The organism is Leisingera sp. ABM4_103 (genome assembly GCF_056158685.1).
Genome location: NZ_JBSWTU010000004.1, coordinates 80,001 through 94,744 on the forward strand (window position 1 = coordinate 80,001; position 14,744 = coordinate 94,744).

At 63.8% G+C, this 14,744-nt stretch carries 12 protein-coding genes (1 of these 12 only partly in view); 5 read left to right on the top strand and 7 right to left on the bottom strand.

Going from position 1 to position 14,744, the window contains the following annotated elements:
• From ACXAED_RS01260 to ACXAED_RS01270, 3 genes are all read right to left on the bottom strand, one after another.
• A protein-coding gene (locus ACXAED_RS01260) for an OFA family MFS transporter (protein ID WP_475046253.1) crosses the window boundary here: on the bottom strand, positions 1–662 show its 5' portion. Its footprint begins 1,060 nt before the window's first position; only the first 662 of its 1,722 coding nucleotides appear in the window; the start codon lies at positions 660–662; its stop codon lies beyond the left edge, outside the window.
• Between the two features lie 248 nt (positions 663–910).
• The gene (locus tag ACXAED_RS01265; RefSeq protein ID WP_475046396.1) at positions 911–2,854 is read right to left on the bottom strand and encodes a sensor histidine kinase; all 1,944 of its coding nucleotides are present in this window, start codon (positions 2,852–2,854) and stop codon (positions 911–913) included.
• 24 nt (positions 2,855–2,878) lie between these two features.
• On the bottom strand, positions 2,879–4,237 hold the full coding sequence (locus ACXAED_RS01270; protein ID WP_475046255.1) for a sigma-54-dependent transcriptional regulator: 1,359 nt from the start codon (positions 4,235–4,237) through the stop codon (positions 2,879–2,881).
• Positions 4,238–4,712: 475 nt separating this feature from the next.
• Here ACXAED_RS01270 and ACXAED_RS01275 point away from each other — a divergent pair, with 475 nt between their 5' ends.
• The 4 genes from ACXAED_RS01275 (at position 4,713) to ACXAED_RS01290 (ending at position 8,594) form a co-directional block, all read left to right on the top strand.
• Positions 4,713–5,969, top strand: a complete 1,257-nt coding sequence (locus tag ACXAED_RS01275) for a sulfite oxidase (protein WP_475046257.1) — start codon at positions 4,713–4,715, stop codon at positions 5,967–5,969.
• 80 nt (positions 5,970–6,049) lie between these two features.
• Positions 6,050–6,328 (top strand): aldehyde dehydrogenase, encoded by a 279-nt coding sequence (locus ACXAED_RS01280; RefSeq protein ID WP_475046259.1) that lies wholly within the window; start codon positions 6,050–6,052, stop codon positions 6,326–6,328.
• A 28-nt stretch (positions 6,329–6,356) separates the two neighbouring features.
• A complete protein-coding gene (locus ACXAED_RS01285; RefSeq protein WP_475046261.1) occupies positions 6,357–7,187 on the top strand; it encodes a universal stress protein in 831 nt (276 codons plus the stop codon).
• 24 nt (positions 7,188–7,211) lie between these two features.
• Positions 7,212–8,594 (top strand): MBL fold metallo-hydrolase RNA specificity domain-containing protein, encoded by a 1,383-nt coding sequence (locus ACXAED_RS01290; protein WP_475046262.1) that lies wholly within the window; start codon positions 7,212–7,214, stop codon positions 8,592–8,594.
• A gap of 97 nt (positions 8,595–8,691) precedes the next feature.
• Here the strand turns inward: ACXAED_RS01290 and ACXAED_RS01295 are convergent, their stop codons facing one another.
• From ACXAED_RS01295 to ACXAED_RS01310, 4 genes are all read right to left on the bottom strand, one after another.
• Complete coding sequence (locus ACXAED_RS01295) at positions 8,692–9,465, bottom strand: IclR family transcriptional regulator (RefSeq protein ID WP_475046263.1); 774 nt, start codon at positions 9,463–9,465, stop codon at positions 8,692–8,694.
• Between the two features lie 13 nt (positions 9,466–9,478).
• Positions 9,479–10,837: a TRAP transporter large permease gene (locus ACXAED_RS01300; protein WP_475046265.1), complete on the bottom strand. Its 1,359-nt coding sequence runs from the start codon at positions 10,835–10,837 to the stop codon at positions 9,479–9,481.
• Positions 10,837–11,505: a TRAP transporter small permease gene (locus tag ACXAED_RS01305; RefSeq protein ID WP_475046267.1), complete on the bottom strand. Its 669-nt coding sequence runs from the start codon at positions 11,503–11,505 to the stop codon at positions 10,837–10,839. The genes ACXAED_RS01300 and ACXAED_RS01305 overlap by 1 nt, the downstream gene beginning before the upstream one ends.
• A 101-nt stretch (positions 11,506–11,606) precedes the next feature.
• Positions 11,607–12,839 (bottom strand): TRAP transporter substrate-binding protein, encoded by a 1,233-nt coding sequence (locus ACXAED_RS01310; RefSeq protein WP_475046268.1) that lies wholly within the window; start codon positions 12,837–12,839, stop codon positions 11,607–11,609.
• Positions 12,840–12,943: 104 nt separating this feature from the next.
• Here ACXAED_RS01310 and ACXAED_RS01315 point away from each other — a divergent pair, with 104 nt between their 5' ends.
• Positions 12,944–14,539, top strand: a complete 1,596-nt coding sequence (locus ACXAED_RS01315) for a GMC family oxidoreductase (RefSeq protein ID WP_475046269.1) — start codon at positions 12,944–12,946, stop codon at positions 14,537–14,539.
• Positions 14,540–14,744: the final 205 nt, after the last annotated feature.

The following is a 14,744-nucleotide window of genomic DNA, read 5'->3' on the forward strand; positions in this document are numbered from 1 at the left end:
ACCTCGATCTTGCCTTGTGCGGTTTCGGCAAAGACCCGGCCGTTTTCGACCACGGTCTGCACCGCATCCCTGGCGCCAAGATAGGTCGGCGCAGTTGCATAGAGGTCCAGCAGCCAGCCCTTGACCGGAGCGGCGATCATCGCGCCGCCGCCAAAGCCCATGATGGCCATGCCCGTCGCCATGCCGCGCCGGTCGGGGAACCAGCGGATCAGCGTCGATACCGGAGAGACATAGCCCAGTCCCAGCCCGCAGCCGCCAAGCACGCCGTAGCCCAGATAGACCAGCCACAGCTGATGGCTGGAAATGCCGAACGAGCCGACGATGAAGCCGCCGCCCCACAGCAGGGCTGCCACAACGCCCACCATGCGCGGGCCGACTTCCTCCAGCCATTTGCCCGCAAATGCGGCGGCCAGACCGAGGCAGACGATGGCGACCGAAAAGATCCAGACAACGGAGCCCAAACTCCAGTCATCGGCGCTGGAGGCCACCACCCCCAGCTCGCGGGTCAGCGGCGGGTTGAACACCGACCAGGCATAAACCGAGCCGATACAAAGATGGATAGCGATGGATGCCGGCGGCACCCGCCAGCGGTTGAAACCTGGTTCGGCGGTGATGTGCTCCTTGTGCAGAAAGCTCAGCCCGCCGGATGATGGCGTACTCATGTGGTGTCCTCCCTAGTGCTGTTCCGGCGGCTGCAACCTCCTATTGCGGCCGCCCTGAATGGCCCGCGGCAATGTGCCGTAGCTTGACAAAGGCGGAGAGATCACCCAGCTGTCAAATAAATAATTTAGCAATAACAATAACTTATCGTGTCAATTTGTCCACCTCGCCAGACGTCTTCAGACGGTTGCGGGACAATCTGTCCGCACCGGGGAGCCGGGACCTGCGCATTTGCGCCAATTTGTCCGGATCAGGCGCCGGCAGGCGCGGGAAGAAAAATTTCGAACCGGGTGCCCTGCCCCGGCTCTGACTGCACGGTGATGCGGCCGCCGGCGCGACTCACCAGCTGATGGCTGATCGACAAGCCCAGCCCGGTGCCTTGCGCCTGCTTGGTGGTGAAGAACGGATCGAAGATGCGGTTCAGCAGGTCCGCGGGGATGCCGGTGCCGGTATCCTCGGCGGTCAGCAGCACGCCGTCCGGGGCATCTTCGGCGGTCAGGGTGAGGCGGCCGCCTCCGGGCATCGCCTGCACCGCATTCAGGATGAGATTGACGATCACCTGCTGCAATTCCGTGCGCGATATCCTGACCTGGCCGGTACTGGCCAGATGCGCCTCTGCCTCGATCCCGGTGGCCTCGATCTGATGGCGGGTCAGCACCAGGCAGTCCGCCACCACTTCGGCCGGGGAAATCAGCCCGGCGGCGCCGGAATATTCCTCGGGCCTGGCGAATTGCAGCAGCTTGGAGACAATCACGCCGATACGGTAAACCTGATCGTCGATCAGCCGGAATTCCTCCTCGACCGGCTCCGCGTGGCAGCCCAGCACCGTCCGGGCCAGATCCAGGTTGCCCTGGATCACCGCCACCGGGTTGTTGATCTCATGCGCAACCGAGGCCGTGATCTCGCCGACCGCAGCGAGTTTCTCGGAGACGATCAGCCGTTCGGTGGTCCGCTCCAGCCGCTGGTTTGCCTCGCGCAGATCCGCGGTGCGCTCCTCGACCTTGGCCTCCAGGCTTTCCCCCCAACCGCGCAATTGCTGGTCGCGCTCCTGCACCTGATCCAGCAGGCTGTCCAGATGCGCTGCCACACGGGCGATCTCGCCGCCGTCCTCCTGTGGGCGGTTGCGGGCGGCCAGATCGCCTTGCTCGACCCGGGCTATGGTCTGGGTCATGCCCTCAAGCGGGCGGAAGATGCGCCCGGCCCACCGCAGGAATATCGGCACCGACAGCGCCGCGATCAGCAGGAAGGCCCCGCCGAGCGTCAATACCGTGCTGCGCTTGGCCTCGCGGAAGGGGGCTTCCAGAAAACCGACATAGAGCATCCCTGCCCGGTTGCCGCGGCTGTCCAGGATCGGTTCATACGCGGAGATATACCAGTCGTTCACCACAAAGGCCCGGTCGAGCCAGACCTCGCCGCGCCCCAGCACCTGGCCGCGCACCTCTGCCGAGACCCGGGTGCCAAGCGCGCGCACGTTTTCAAAAAGCCGCACGTTTGTGGAGATCCGCACGTCTTCCAGAAACAGCGTGGCGGTGCCCTGGCTGCCCTCCGGCAGGCTTTGCTCGCGGTAGACCAGCGCATTGATGGTGTCGATGAAATCCAGGTTGCGGTTCAGCAGCCGCCCACCCACCAGAACCGCCTTCCGGCCGTCCGGCAGGGTCACCGGGGCAGCGGAGTGGATGATCATGCCGCGGGTTTCGGCGGTGCGGTCTGTGGGCACAGCTGCTTCGGTCGCCACCAGCGGGATTGCGGCACGGGCGGCGAGGCCAGGGGACAGAGCGTCCAGCTGGGCCGCGTCCAGAATGTCGACCGCGCTCTGCCACTGGCCCTGCAATGCGCCGCGGATGACGGGCCAATCTGCGGGAGAAAAAGCGGCATGGCCGTCAGGTCCGGCAATATACAGAAAGTCGAGCCCAAGCCGGGCCTGTTCCTGCACCAGGAAATCTGCGGTGTTCCCCGCCGCAAGCGCGTTGCGGAAACGGACCGATTGCGCCACCGCATCCAGCAACTCGCCCGAGGTGGCGGTCAGCCTGGCCAGGTACTGGTCGGCAATGGTCAGATCACCGTTCACCTTGGTGATCAGAAGGCCGTCGGTCTTTTCCGACCAGCGCCAGGTGGCAATGCCCAGAAGCAGCGGCATCAGCACCAGCATCGGCAGCAGCGCGATCAGCAGCAGCCGGACCCGGACCGACCGCATCGGCGAACGCAGCCCGCGCACGGGTTAGAGCCCCCAAGCCGCGCATTTGCGGTCAATGGTCTTGCGCGAGACACCCAGCCGCCGCGCCGCCTCGCTGCGGTTGCCGCCAGCGGCCTCCAGAGCGTGCAGGATCTCGCGGCGCTCGACCTCTTCCAGCGGCAGGATGTCGGCAGCGGGACGGGACGGGGCCAGCGTGTCCATGGAAAAACTGCCGAAGATCAGCGAGCGTTCAACAAAATTCCGCAGCTCGCGGATGTTGCCAGGCCAGTCATGGCGCAGCAGCGCGGATTTGACGTTTGCAGACAGCTCCAGCGGCGGCATTTGCAATTGGGGTGCGATTTCGGCCAGGAACAGCTCTGCTAGCTCAACAATGTCGGTGCCGCGCTCGCGCAGCGGCGGCATTGCCACTTCGATCACATTGATGCGGAACAGCAGATCCTCGCGGAAAGCGCCCGCCGCCACCGCCTCGTCCAGCGCGCGGCTGGAACTCATCACAAAGCGGACATCGAGCTGAACCGTCCGCTCCGTGCCGATCGGCCGGATGCGGCCGTCCTCCAGCACCCTCAGCAGCGCAGTTTGCGCCGAAGAACTTAGCTCACCGATTTCATCGAGAAAAACCGTGCCGCCCTGCGCCGAGGCCAGCAGGCCCTCGCGCCCTGCCGGCGCACCGGGGAAGGCGCCGGGCGCATGGCCGAACAGCTCATATTCGATGACATCCGCCGGAATGGCGCCGCATTGAACCGGCACAAAAGGCGCCCCGGCGCGGCTGGAGCGCGCATGCAGATGGCGCGCGGCAACCTCCTTGCCGGTGCCCGAAGCGCCGGTGATCAGCACCGGGGTAGACACCTGGACCACCCGGTCCAGCAAGGCCCGCACCTGGCCAACGGCGGGCGAAGCTCCGACCAGCTCGCGGCGGCGGCGGCGTCCAGGACTGGCGGTTTCCAGTTCCCGCCGCAGCAGCATATTCTCGCGCTTCAGCCGGGCCGTCTCGATGCAGCGGCGCAGTGCATTGAGGATCTGGTTCGAGCGGAAGGGCTTCAGAACGAAATCCGATGCCCCGGCCCGCAAAGCGTCAATCGCAGTCTGCAGGTCGGCATAGGCCGTGATCAGGATGGTATCGGTAAAGCCGCCCTCCCGCCGCTGCTCCTCCAGCCAGTCCAAGCCTTTCTGGCCCGGCATGATATTGTCGAGGATCATCACATCATATTGCCGCGTATTGAGCAGGGCGGCGGCGGCTTCGGTGTTTTCGGCCTCATCCACCAGCTGGCACAGAGGGCGCAGGGTTTTCACGAGGAAATTGCGCATCCCCGGCTCATCGTCCACGATGAGAATGCTTGCTTGCCCGAGCGGGTCGGCCAGCCTTGCTAGATCTGTATCTGTCATACCTGCCGCTATTCGATGGGGGCGGTATTGGACTATTGTCGCTTTCCGGTGTTTTGTCGAGAGAACGGCCTTTTGCATGACCAGCCGGACCTATTCTGTATTGCTGGACTCATTCGAACCAGCAAGAGAGCTGGCACAGGCATGCTGAAGGCAAGCAATTGCCTGGAAAAGGCCCAACTGCAACCGCTGCGCGGCACCGACCGCCCATTCTCCCAGCAGGCGCAGAACACGCAGACAAGCTGATGGATTTGTGACTGCGCTGCCGCGCGCCGCGCCTTAACCGCCGTCAATGCGCCAGGCGCAGTCACATGGTCAAATGGCTGCATTCGGCTCCGGCGGCGGCGGCTCGCTCACGCGTGACGCCGTTTCCCGGATCCTGCCGCAAGGACTGACCAATGCTGCCCCGAAAACCGCCCTGGGTGTATCCAGTGCAGGCGGATTGGCTGGCAGCAGCGCGAGTAAGGGGAATGCAATCATGGCGTCGAACGACAATCTGAAGCCCGCTGCCGCAGAACGGGATGCTGCCACTGAAGCTGGCCGCCGCCGGTTCCTGAAGACCGCAGGCCTGGCCAGCCTGGGCGCTGCCGCAGGCATGGCGATTCCGTTTCATCGGAACCTGCCGCATGGTTTCTTCCCTGCCGCAATGGCCAGCGAAAACGGCTTGGCGGGCAAGGACGGGCTGACGCTGCTGAACGACCGGCCGCTGAATGCCGAAACCCCGCCGGAACTGCTGGATGATCCCATCACCCCGACAGCGCGGCACTTTATCCGCAACAACGGGCTGGCCCCAGATGACACCAGCGCAGAGGGCTGGATGCTCACGGTCGACGGCTTCACAGAAAGCCCGCTGGAGCTGTCCATTGCGGATCTCCAGGACCGCTTCGAGGTGGTCACGCTGGCGCTGACTCTGGAATGCGGCGGTAACGGGCGCGCCTTCTTCGACCCGCCCGCCAGCGGTAACCAGTGGACCTATGGCGCCGTGGCCTGCTCGGAATGGACAGGGGTGCGGCTTCGCGACGTGCTGCAGGCGGCGGGGGTTCAGGACAACGTGGTCTATACCGCGCATTACGGGGCGGACGCTCATCTATCGGGCGACCCGGACAAGCTGCCTATCTCGCGCGGGCTGCCCATTGCCAAGGCGCTGACGGACACTGTGCTGATCGCCTTTGCGATGAACGGAGCGGACCTGCACCCGATGAACGGCGCGCCGCTGCGGCTGGTGGTGCCGGGCTGGCCCGGCTCCTGCTCGCAGAAATGGCTGACCCGGATCGAGCTGCGCGACCAGGTGCACGATGGCCCCAAGATGACCGGCACCTCCTACCGCGTTCCGGAATATCCGGTGGCTCCGGGCGACGACGTGCCCAAGGAGGATTTCCGGATCATCGAGCGGATGCCCGTCAAATCGCTGATCACCTTCCCCGCCAACGGCGCCGCGTCCGGCATGGAGACGGAGGTGCGCGGCCACGCCTGGTCCGGCGACCGCACGGTGGATCGGCTGGATATCTCCTACGACTTCGGGGCCAGCTGGCAGGCGGCGGAGCTCGACCCGCCGGCCAACGACGGCGCCTGGCAGAACTGGCGCGCCACGGTGCGCTTTCCGGTGGCCGGCTATTATGAGATCTGGGCCCGCGCCACCGACAGCGAAGGCGAAATGCAGCGGTTTGCCATCGACTGGAATCCGAAGGGGTATCTGAACAACCGGATGCACCGCGTCGGCCTGCGCGTCAGCTGATGCCGCCTCGGCTGGCATCAGGAACCGCGGCCCGTCCGGCGCGGCTCAGGCTTGCAGCCGCCTGCGCCGCCCTGTGCGCTATGCTTGCGCAAGCACAGGCTCAAGCGCCGGAGGACAGCGAATTCGGCCAGCTCGTCACGGCAGAGGGGGCAGAGGAGACCTACTATGCCTGCACCGCCTGTCATTCCGAAATGATCATCGCCCAGCAGGGCAAGACCCGCGAGGGCTGGGCGGATCTGCTGGACTGGATGACCGAAGAGCAGGGCATGCCTGAACTGGACCCTGCTGAGCGCGGGATCATCCTCGACTACCTTTCTGCCCACTACAACACCGACCGGCCGAACTTTCCGCAGCGGTGAGACCGAACTTACAGCAAGGAGTTTTCCGATGACTATCAAGTCCTTGGCGGTTGCGCTCTTTTCGGCGGAGGAAGCGCAGCGGCTCATCCCCGCGGCCGCCGAAATGGCCAGCCGCACCGGTGCGCATCTGACCGGCGTGCTGCCCCTGGAGGCCCAGGTGCCCTTTGCCGGCACCGAAGGCGGTCTTGTGAGCTATGGCGCGGCGTATATTCCCGATTGGCAGCAGCAGGAAGCACAAGCCATCGCAGAAACCTTTCAGGCTGCTGTGACCGGGAGGGATTTCCTGTCTGATCTCAGGCAGCAGCCGCTGGGCAGCCAAAGCGCTGAGGATTTCCTGCTCGACAATGTGGCCGCCGCGGACCTTGTACTGGCCGGGCAGTGCCCGCCGGAGGGCGCCAGGTACAGCCACCGCCAGCTGCAAGAGCAGCTGATCCGCCGCTCGGGACGCCCCGTTCTGATCATTCCCCAAGGCTGGGACCCGGCGCCCATTGGCGCGAACATCCTGATCGGCTGGAGCAACACCCGCGAAGCCGTCCGCGCGGCCCACGATGCCCGCGCCCTGGCGCAGCCGGGCGCCAGTATTTCGATCCTCCGCATCGGCGACGGCAGCGACGGGCTCGCCTGCCGCGAGGACATGGCGGCGGCCTTTGACCGGCACGGGCATCCGGTAACGCTGATTGACCGCGAGCGGACTACTCCGGACACCGGCTCCATGCTGCTCAAGGTGGCGGTGGAATGCGGGGCCGACATGCTGGCCGCCGGCGCCTTCGGGCATTCCTGGGCATATGACTTCGTGATCGGCGCCGCCACGCGCGAACTGCTGGCGCATGCCAAACTGCCGGTTCTGTATTCCAGATAAGCCCCGGCGAGACAGGAGAGTGCCATGCCGCCGCCAAGCAGTGCCAGGCTGCGTTTCCTTGGGGCCACCGGAACCGTCACCGGCTCCCGCTACCTTATCGAAGCCGGGCGGCAGCGGGTGCTGGTCGATTGCGGGCTCTACCAGGGCTACAAGCACCTCAGGCGGCGCAACCGCAAGCCGTTCCCGGTCCGCCCCGGATCCATCACCGCCGTTCTGCTGACACATGCCCACCTGGACCATTCCGGCTACCTTCCGGCTCTAATCCGGTCGGGGTGCCGGGCGCCTGTCTATTGCACCCCGCCGACCCGCGACCTTTGCGGGCTGCTGCTACCTGACAGCGGCCGCCTGCAGGAGGAGGAGGCCCAGCACGCGCGGCGCAAGGGCTATTCCCGGCATAAGCGGCCCCGGCCGCTTTACACCGAACAGGATGCCCGCGCCGCCCTGCGCCGGTTCAAGACGCACCCCTTTGGTGTGCCTCTGGACCTTGGCGGCGGCCTGAGCGCCGAATTCATCCGCGCGGGCCATCTGCTGGGAGCCGCGCAGATCCGCATCACCATCAACGGCAAAACGGTGCATTTCAGCGGCGACCTCGGCCAGGACCGCGACCCGCTGATGCCGCCGCCGGCCCCCTTTCCCGGCGCCGATGTGCTGGTCTGCGAGTTGACCTACGGCGACCGCCTGCACCCGCCCGTCTCTCCCGAAGATGAGCTGGCAGGCATTCTGGCCCCGTTCCTCAAGCAGAAAGGCATCGTGCTGATCCCCGCCTTCGCGGTCGGGCGCGCCCAGGGCATCACATATCACCTGTCGCGCCTGATGGCCTCCGGCCGCATCCCGCGGGTGCCGGTGTTCCTCGACAGCCCGATGGCGTCAGATGCCACCGATATTTATACCCGCCACTGCGCCGAGCACCGCATCCCCCAGAAGGACTGCGCCGCCGTCTTTCAGCTTCCGGTCCGGACCAATTCGGTGGCCGAGTCCAGAGAGCTGAACACCCTGGAGGGGCCGATGGTCATCCTGTCGGCCAGCGGCATGATCACCGGCGGACGAATCCTTCACCACGTGGTGAACTTCGGCGGCAGCCTGCGCACCATGATCGTGCTTTCGGGTTTTCAGGCAGGCGGCACCCGCGGCGCGTCACTGGCCGCGGGCGAGCGGCGCCTGCGCATCTTCGGGCAGGACCGCGTCATCCGGGCAAGAGTCGCCCAGCTTGAAACTTTATCGGGCCACGCGGACGCTGATGAGCTGGTCCGCTGGATGGCATCCGGTCCCGCGCCTGCCATGACTTACCTCACGCACGGTGAACCGGAGGCCGCCGAAACACTCCGGCGGCGCATTTCCCACGAACTGGGCCGCCCGTCCCGGGTGCCCGAACACTTGGAAGCCATCCGCATCGACAACCCGTCGTAACCCAGGCGCAGGGGCCTGGCAGCCTCCCCCGGCAAGCGGAAATCAATGGCCATGCGCTTGGCACCGGCCGGGTAACCGGGCTCAGCGCCAACGTGATCTACGCCAAATTTCCCAGCTCACTTGCCCCCTTCTGCAAGCATGGGAGGAAATCCTTCAGCTCCTCCAGGCTGCGGCGCTGCACCGGAGCGTGGACCGAAAGCGTCGCAAGCAGCCGGTCGCGGGCGTCACGCACGGGGACCGCGACAGCAACCATGCCGTCAATGAACTCTTCGTTATCCGTAGAATAGCCACGTGCGGCAATAGCACCCAATTCGGTGCTGAGCGCGTCCGGATCGGTGCAGGTCTTGCCGGTCACTGCTTCCAATGGGCGGGCGCGCAGAACGGCCTGCAGCGTGCTCTGCTTCAAGGTCGAGAGGTACATCTTGCCGCTGGCGGTGCAATGAAAGGGCACCTGGGTACCGATCGGCAGCTGAATACGCAACGGCCATTTGGTCTCCACCCGGTCCAGATAGGTCATCCCCTCGCGGTCGGGGGTGGCAAGGTTGCAGGTTTCGCCCAACTGCTCGGCAACGCTCTTGAGGATGCTCAGCCGGGCGGTACGGAGGTGTTCAGACGAAATGGTGTTGAGTGCCAGCTTCCGCAGGCGGGGGCCGGGCCCATAGGCCCGCCCGTCCAGATCGCGCTGCAAAAAGCCCTCCGCCTCCGCCGTCTGCATCAGCCTGTGAACGGTAGGCTTGGGCAGGCCCATGGCCTCGATCATCTCGGCTGGCTTGACCGCGACGCCGCGGCGGGCGACCTCCTCCAGCAGCACCAAAAGGCGCAGGTTGGTGGGGATCTGCCCCTCATTCTTGTCCAGCGTATCCGCTGCCATTGACGCCTCACCGCTACTTGTTTGGCAGCAGCATCAGGGCGAATTCAGGAACCAGCGAGACCAGTACCCAAACGCCGATCAGCGCTGCAAGGTAAGGGACCGTATAGCGAAGCAGGCGGAAATACGGAACACCGGTCACACCCGATGCGACATAGAGGTTCAGCCCGTAAGGCGGGGTGATAAAGCCGATGGAGGCGCCGACCAGGAAGATCACCGAGAAGTGGATCGGGTCGACCCCGACAGAGGCTGCGATGGGGGCCAGAATCGGGGCCAGGATGATTGTCACCGGCAGGCTTTCCAGAACCATGCCCGAGAAGAACACGATCACCATCGAGGTGAACAGCACCGCGTGGTAGCCGCCCATAGAGGTCACGAAGCCGCCGATCACCTGCTGCGCGCCCAACAGAGACAGGATCTGCTGCATCACAACGGAGATCGCGATGAGCGGCGCCAGAATACCGGTGATCTGGGCCGAACGCACCACGATGCCCGGGATCTGCGGGATGGTGAAGCCTTCGACCACCAGCATCTCGGCATAGGATTTCTCCTCCCACGTCTTGCCGCTGCGGGCCCCTGTGATCCTGGTCACGGCCCAGGACAATACACCTGCGATAACACAGAAACCGACGGTAACGCCTGCTGCCTCGGTGGGTGAGAACTTACCGGTGTAGATGCCCCACAAAACCAGCCCGATAGCAAAGAAGCCGAGCCAGGCGCCGAAAGCGGTTTTCAAAACCCGGTTCAGCTGCAAGGGGATCAGGAACCCCCAGCCATTGCGGCGGCAGATAATCCAGCAGGCCAGCTGCATGCCGATAACCATCATCGCGCCGGGCAGAATGCCCGCGACGAACAGGTCAGAGATCGGCAGGTTCATCAGGAAGCCATAGACGATAAAGATGATCGACGGCGGGATGATGATGCCGACTGTGCCGCCCGCGGCGGCAGTGGCAGCCGAGAACCGCTCATCATAGCCGCCTTTGACCATTTCCGGATGCAGCATCGAGCCGATGGTGGCGGTGGTCGCGGAATTGGAGCCTGAAATGGCGGCGAACAGCCCGCAGGCGCCGAGCGAGGCCATCGCCAGCCCGCCGCGCATCCAGCCAAGACAGGCATAGGCAAAATCACTCAGGCGCCGGGCAATGCCCGACTGGTTGATCAGGTCTCCGGTCAGGATGAACAGCGGCATGGCCAAAAGCGCAAAGCCCTTGTTGAACACGTTCAAAAGCTCGGCGCCCATGTTGTCGAGCGTCAGCCCCAGCACGAAGGAGCAGCCGATCACCCAATACCCGATGACCAGCAGCACCGGCACGCCGAGCATGAACAGAAAAGTGACCCCAAGCGAGATCAGCGTGACCCAGGTCCCGTCCGTCATTACACGTCTCCTCCGATCACGGCCTGTTTGATCAGCGGCGCGCCGCTGCGGTAGTTGCGGATGTCGTCGGCCAGATTTTCAAACACCCGGGCGATCATCAGGACAAACGCCAGGGGCGCGGTGATCAGGAACCACCACTGAAGCACACTGTCCGTGCCCAGAACGATCTGGAAGTTGGAGGCGGACAGGGCGGTCAAACGTGTGGTTGTGACGAAAACGATCACCGCAAAACCGAACCACAGCACCGCATCCAGGGTAAGGCAGCCCATCTGCGCCCAGCGGGGCATGATGGTGCGGAATTCGGAAAAGCTCAGATGCGTCCGCAGCCGCACGTTGAAGGCGGCGCCGAACCAGGCCATGATCATGAACAGCAGTGGCGGGATGGTCGTGGACCATGGCTGCTGGTTCTTGAACACGAAGCGGTCGATCACCCCCCAGAAGATGATGAAGGCAATCGCCAGGTAGCTCCACACCATGATGGAGCGCTCCAAGTGCCGGTCCAGCAGCGGTACCAGCCGATAGAGCAGCATCACCAAGAGGCCGCCAAGCGCGGCGGCGGCGGTGCCCAGCACCCAGGCGGCATTGCTTTCCAAAGCATTGCGGATTTCCCAGCTGTCCTGGGACGCGAAGGCGCTGAAAATGGCGCCGATGTCCGACCAAAGCTGCATCTGTTCCTCCCCTCATTGCCCCGTTGATCCTGCCGGATCATTCCGGGCAAACAAGGCCGGCGCGGTTTGGCGCCGGCCCTCCGCTCGAAATCCGGGCCTGTTTAGCCCTTCCACCAGCGGCGCGGTTCCACGTTCTCGGGCTTCATGTCTTTGTCGACTTCGCGCGCGATGTTGTAGATTTCCTGATAGGTGTCGATGCCGCCGGCCCATTTGTTCAGGCGGTCGCGCCACTGTTCCCACAGCTGCGGCTGGAACTCCGGTGAACACATTTCCTCTGCCATGCGGATTTCGCTGTCCGGCAGGAAGGCAGGGCGCACGCCGTGTTCCGCAAAAACCGTTCCCGGCAGCTGCGGATCGCTGAACCCAACAGTCTTGACCAGCGCAGCCTCGTTTGCGGCCTGCACATGGGCCTGCGCCCAATACGCACTCTCCATCACCGCGTCCTGCAGGTAGCCTTCAAGCCCGTCAAAGACCTTGGCCGACATCGAGGTATGCTCGGTGCCGCAGAAGAACTTGAGGTCAACCGACTGCGAGACCACCGGCGCCATGTTGGCATAGGCCACGGCGGAGGCCCATGTCTCTGCACCGTCGATCAGCCCCTGCTTCAGCCCGTCGAGGGTTTCCTCCCAGGCCACAGGCACCGGGTTCAGGTTCAGGGCGTTCATGGCGATCCGGCCCAGCTGGGTGCCGGTGACGCGGTTCTTGGTGCCGAACAGTTGTTCCAGCTTAGTCACTGTCGGCTGGTCCTTGTATTTCAGGCCCAGCTGGATGCCCCGCAGCTCGCAATGGCTGAACAGGAATTTCAGCCCGTGCCGCTTCTCCAGCGGATCTCGCAGGATTTCCTGGCTTTTGGGGTGATAGAGGAAATGATACTGCGACGCGCGGCCCGGGAACATGAAGGCATAGTCCAGCACGTTCAGGTAAGGGGCGCCACCGGCCGAGTTCTGGGTCGAAGCCGCGTAGATATCGACAATGCCCTGCTGGGTTTTCTCCACACAGCTCAGCTGGCCGCAAATCTGGTTGTCGCCGATAAACTCGATGCGGATTTCGCCATCGGTGCGGGCTTCAAGATCTCGGGCAAACTCCAGCGCCCCTGCCCGTTCGATCAGCAGGTTGCGTGCGTTAAAACCCGAGGCACCGAACTTCAGCGTGTGCTTGGCGGGCTTGGCATAGCGCTTTTCATAAGTCGATTCCGCCGCCGAAGCGAGATTCGCCAGGCTCATCGCACCGCCAAAGCCCCCCGCAGCCAGCAGGGTCGAACTCATCCCGTAAGTCCCTGCAACACGGAACAGATCCCGCCGCGAAATCCGGCTCAATTTGTTGGTCAGCCCCATAATTTTCCTCCCCAAGATCAATTATTGAGACGTTTCGTATCAAAAAAAGCTAGACCAATTTACGCATCCTGTATAGAAGTTTTTTCATCGAGGGATCGGGAGGGATGGATTTGGACGCGGATTTCATCGTCATCGGCGCAGGGTCGTCCGGCTGTGTTGTTGCAAACCGGCTGAGTGCGGATCCGCGCAACAAAGTGGTGCTGCTGGAGGCCGGCGGACGGGACATAAACCCCTGGATTCACATCCCGGTCGGCTACTTCAAGACCATGCACAACCCGTCGGTGGACTGGTGCTACAAGACGGAGCCGGATCCGGGTCTCAATGGCCGTTCGATCGACTGGCCGCGGGGCAAAGTTCTGGGCGGGTCATCCTCGCTGAACGGGCTTCTCTATGTGCGCGGCCAGAAGGAGGACTACGACCGCTGGCGCCAGATGGGCAATGAAGGCTGGGGCTGGGAGGATGTGCTGCCGCTGTTCAAGCGCTCCGAGGATCAGGAGCGCGGCGCCGATGAGTTTCACGGCACCGGCGGACCGCTGGCAGTCTCCAACATGCGTATCCAGCGCCCCATTTGCGATGCCTGGGTCGCCGCGGCGCAGGAGGCGGGTTATCCCTTCAACCCGGATTACAATGGCGCCAGGCAGGAGGGCGTCGGCTACTTCCAGCTGACCACCCGCAACGGGCGCCGCTGCAGCGCCGCTGTGGCATTTCTAAAGCCGGCCCGGAGCCGGGCCAACTTGCAGATCATCACCCATGCCCTGGTGGAAAAGATCAATCTCGACGGACGCCAGGTGACGGGCGTCACTTATCTGGACAAGGCAGGCCAGCGGCAGACCATCACTGCGCGCAAGGAAGTCATTCTGTCTGCTGGTGCGATCAACTCGCCGCAAACTCTGATGCTGTCGGGGATCGGCCCGGCAGAACAACTGAAGGCCAATGGAATTGAACCTCTGGTCGATTTGCCAGGTGTGGGCCAGGGCCTGCAGGACCATCTGCAGGCGCGGCTGGTTTACAAATGCAACGAGCCGACGCTGAACGATGAGGTGCGCAGCCTGTTCAATCAGATGCGGATTGCATTGAAATACGCCCTGTTCCGGGCCGGGCCGATGACAATGGCCGCGAGCCTGGCCACCGGCTTCATGAAAACCCGGCCTGATGTGGCCACGCCTGATATTCAGTTCCACGTTCAGCCTTGGTCAGCGGACAGCCCTGGCGAGGGTGTCCACCCTTTCTCGGCCTTCACAATGTCGGTTTGCCAGCTGCGCCCCGAAAGCCGCGGCGAAATCCGGCTGAACGGACCGGACCCGAAAAGCTATCCAAAGATCATACCCAACTACCTATCCGCTGAAACCGATTGCCGGACCATAGTGGACGGTGTGAAAATCGCCCGGCGGATTGCACGTCACAGCCCCTTGTCCTCCAAAATAGCCGAAGAGTTCCGGCCTCAATCCAGCCTGGAGATGGACGACTATGACGGCACGCTGGACTGGGCGCGCAGCAATTCCGTTTCGATCTACCATCCGACAGGAACCTGCAAAATGGGCCAGGGCGCGGATGCGGTGGTGGACGCCGGTTTGCAGGTGCACGGCGTGCGGGGGCTGCGGGTAGCCGATTGCTCAATCATGCCGGAAATCGTCTCAGGCAATACCAACGCGCCTGCCATCATGATCGGGGAAAAAGCCAGTGATTTGATAACCCGGTAGGTTTCCGGCCTGCCTGGAGACCGTGAGGTGCAGACCCGTTTCACCTTGGCTGCGCCGATGTTCCGAAAAGAACGCACAGGCACCGGCCGCATTGTGCCAGTTCCCGCGCGCAATCGAAAACACGGTCATTCAATCACTCGGATTTACCCATGGGATTCGGGCTTGCCGCCTGGTGCCGGCCGCGAGGATCGACAAAAAACCGCCA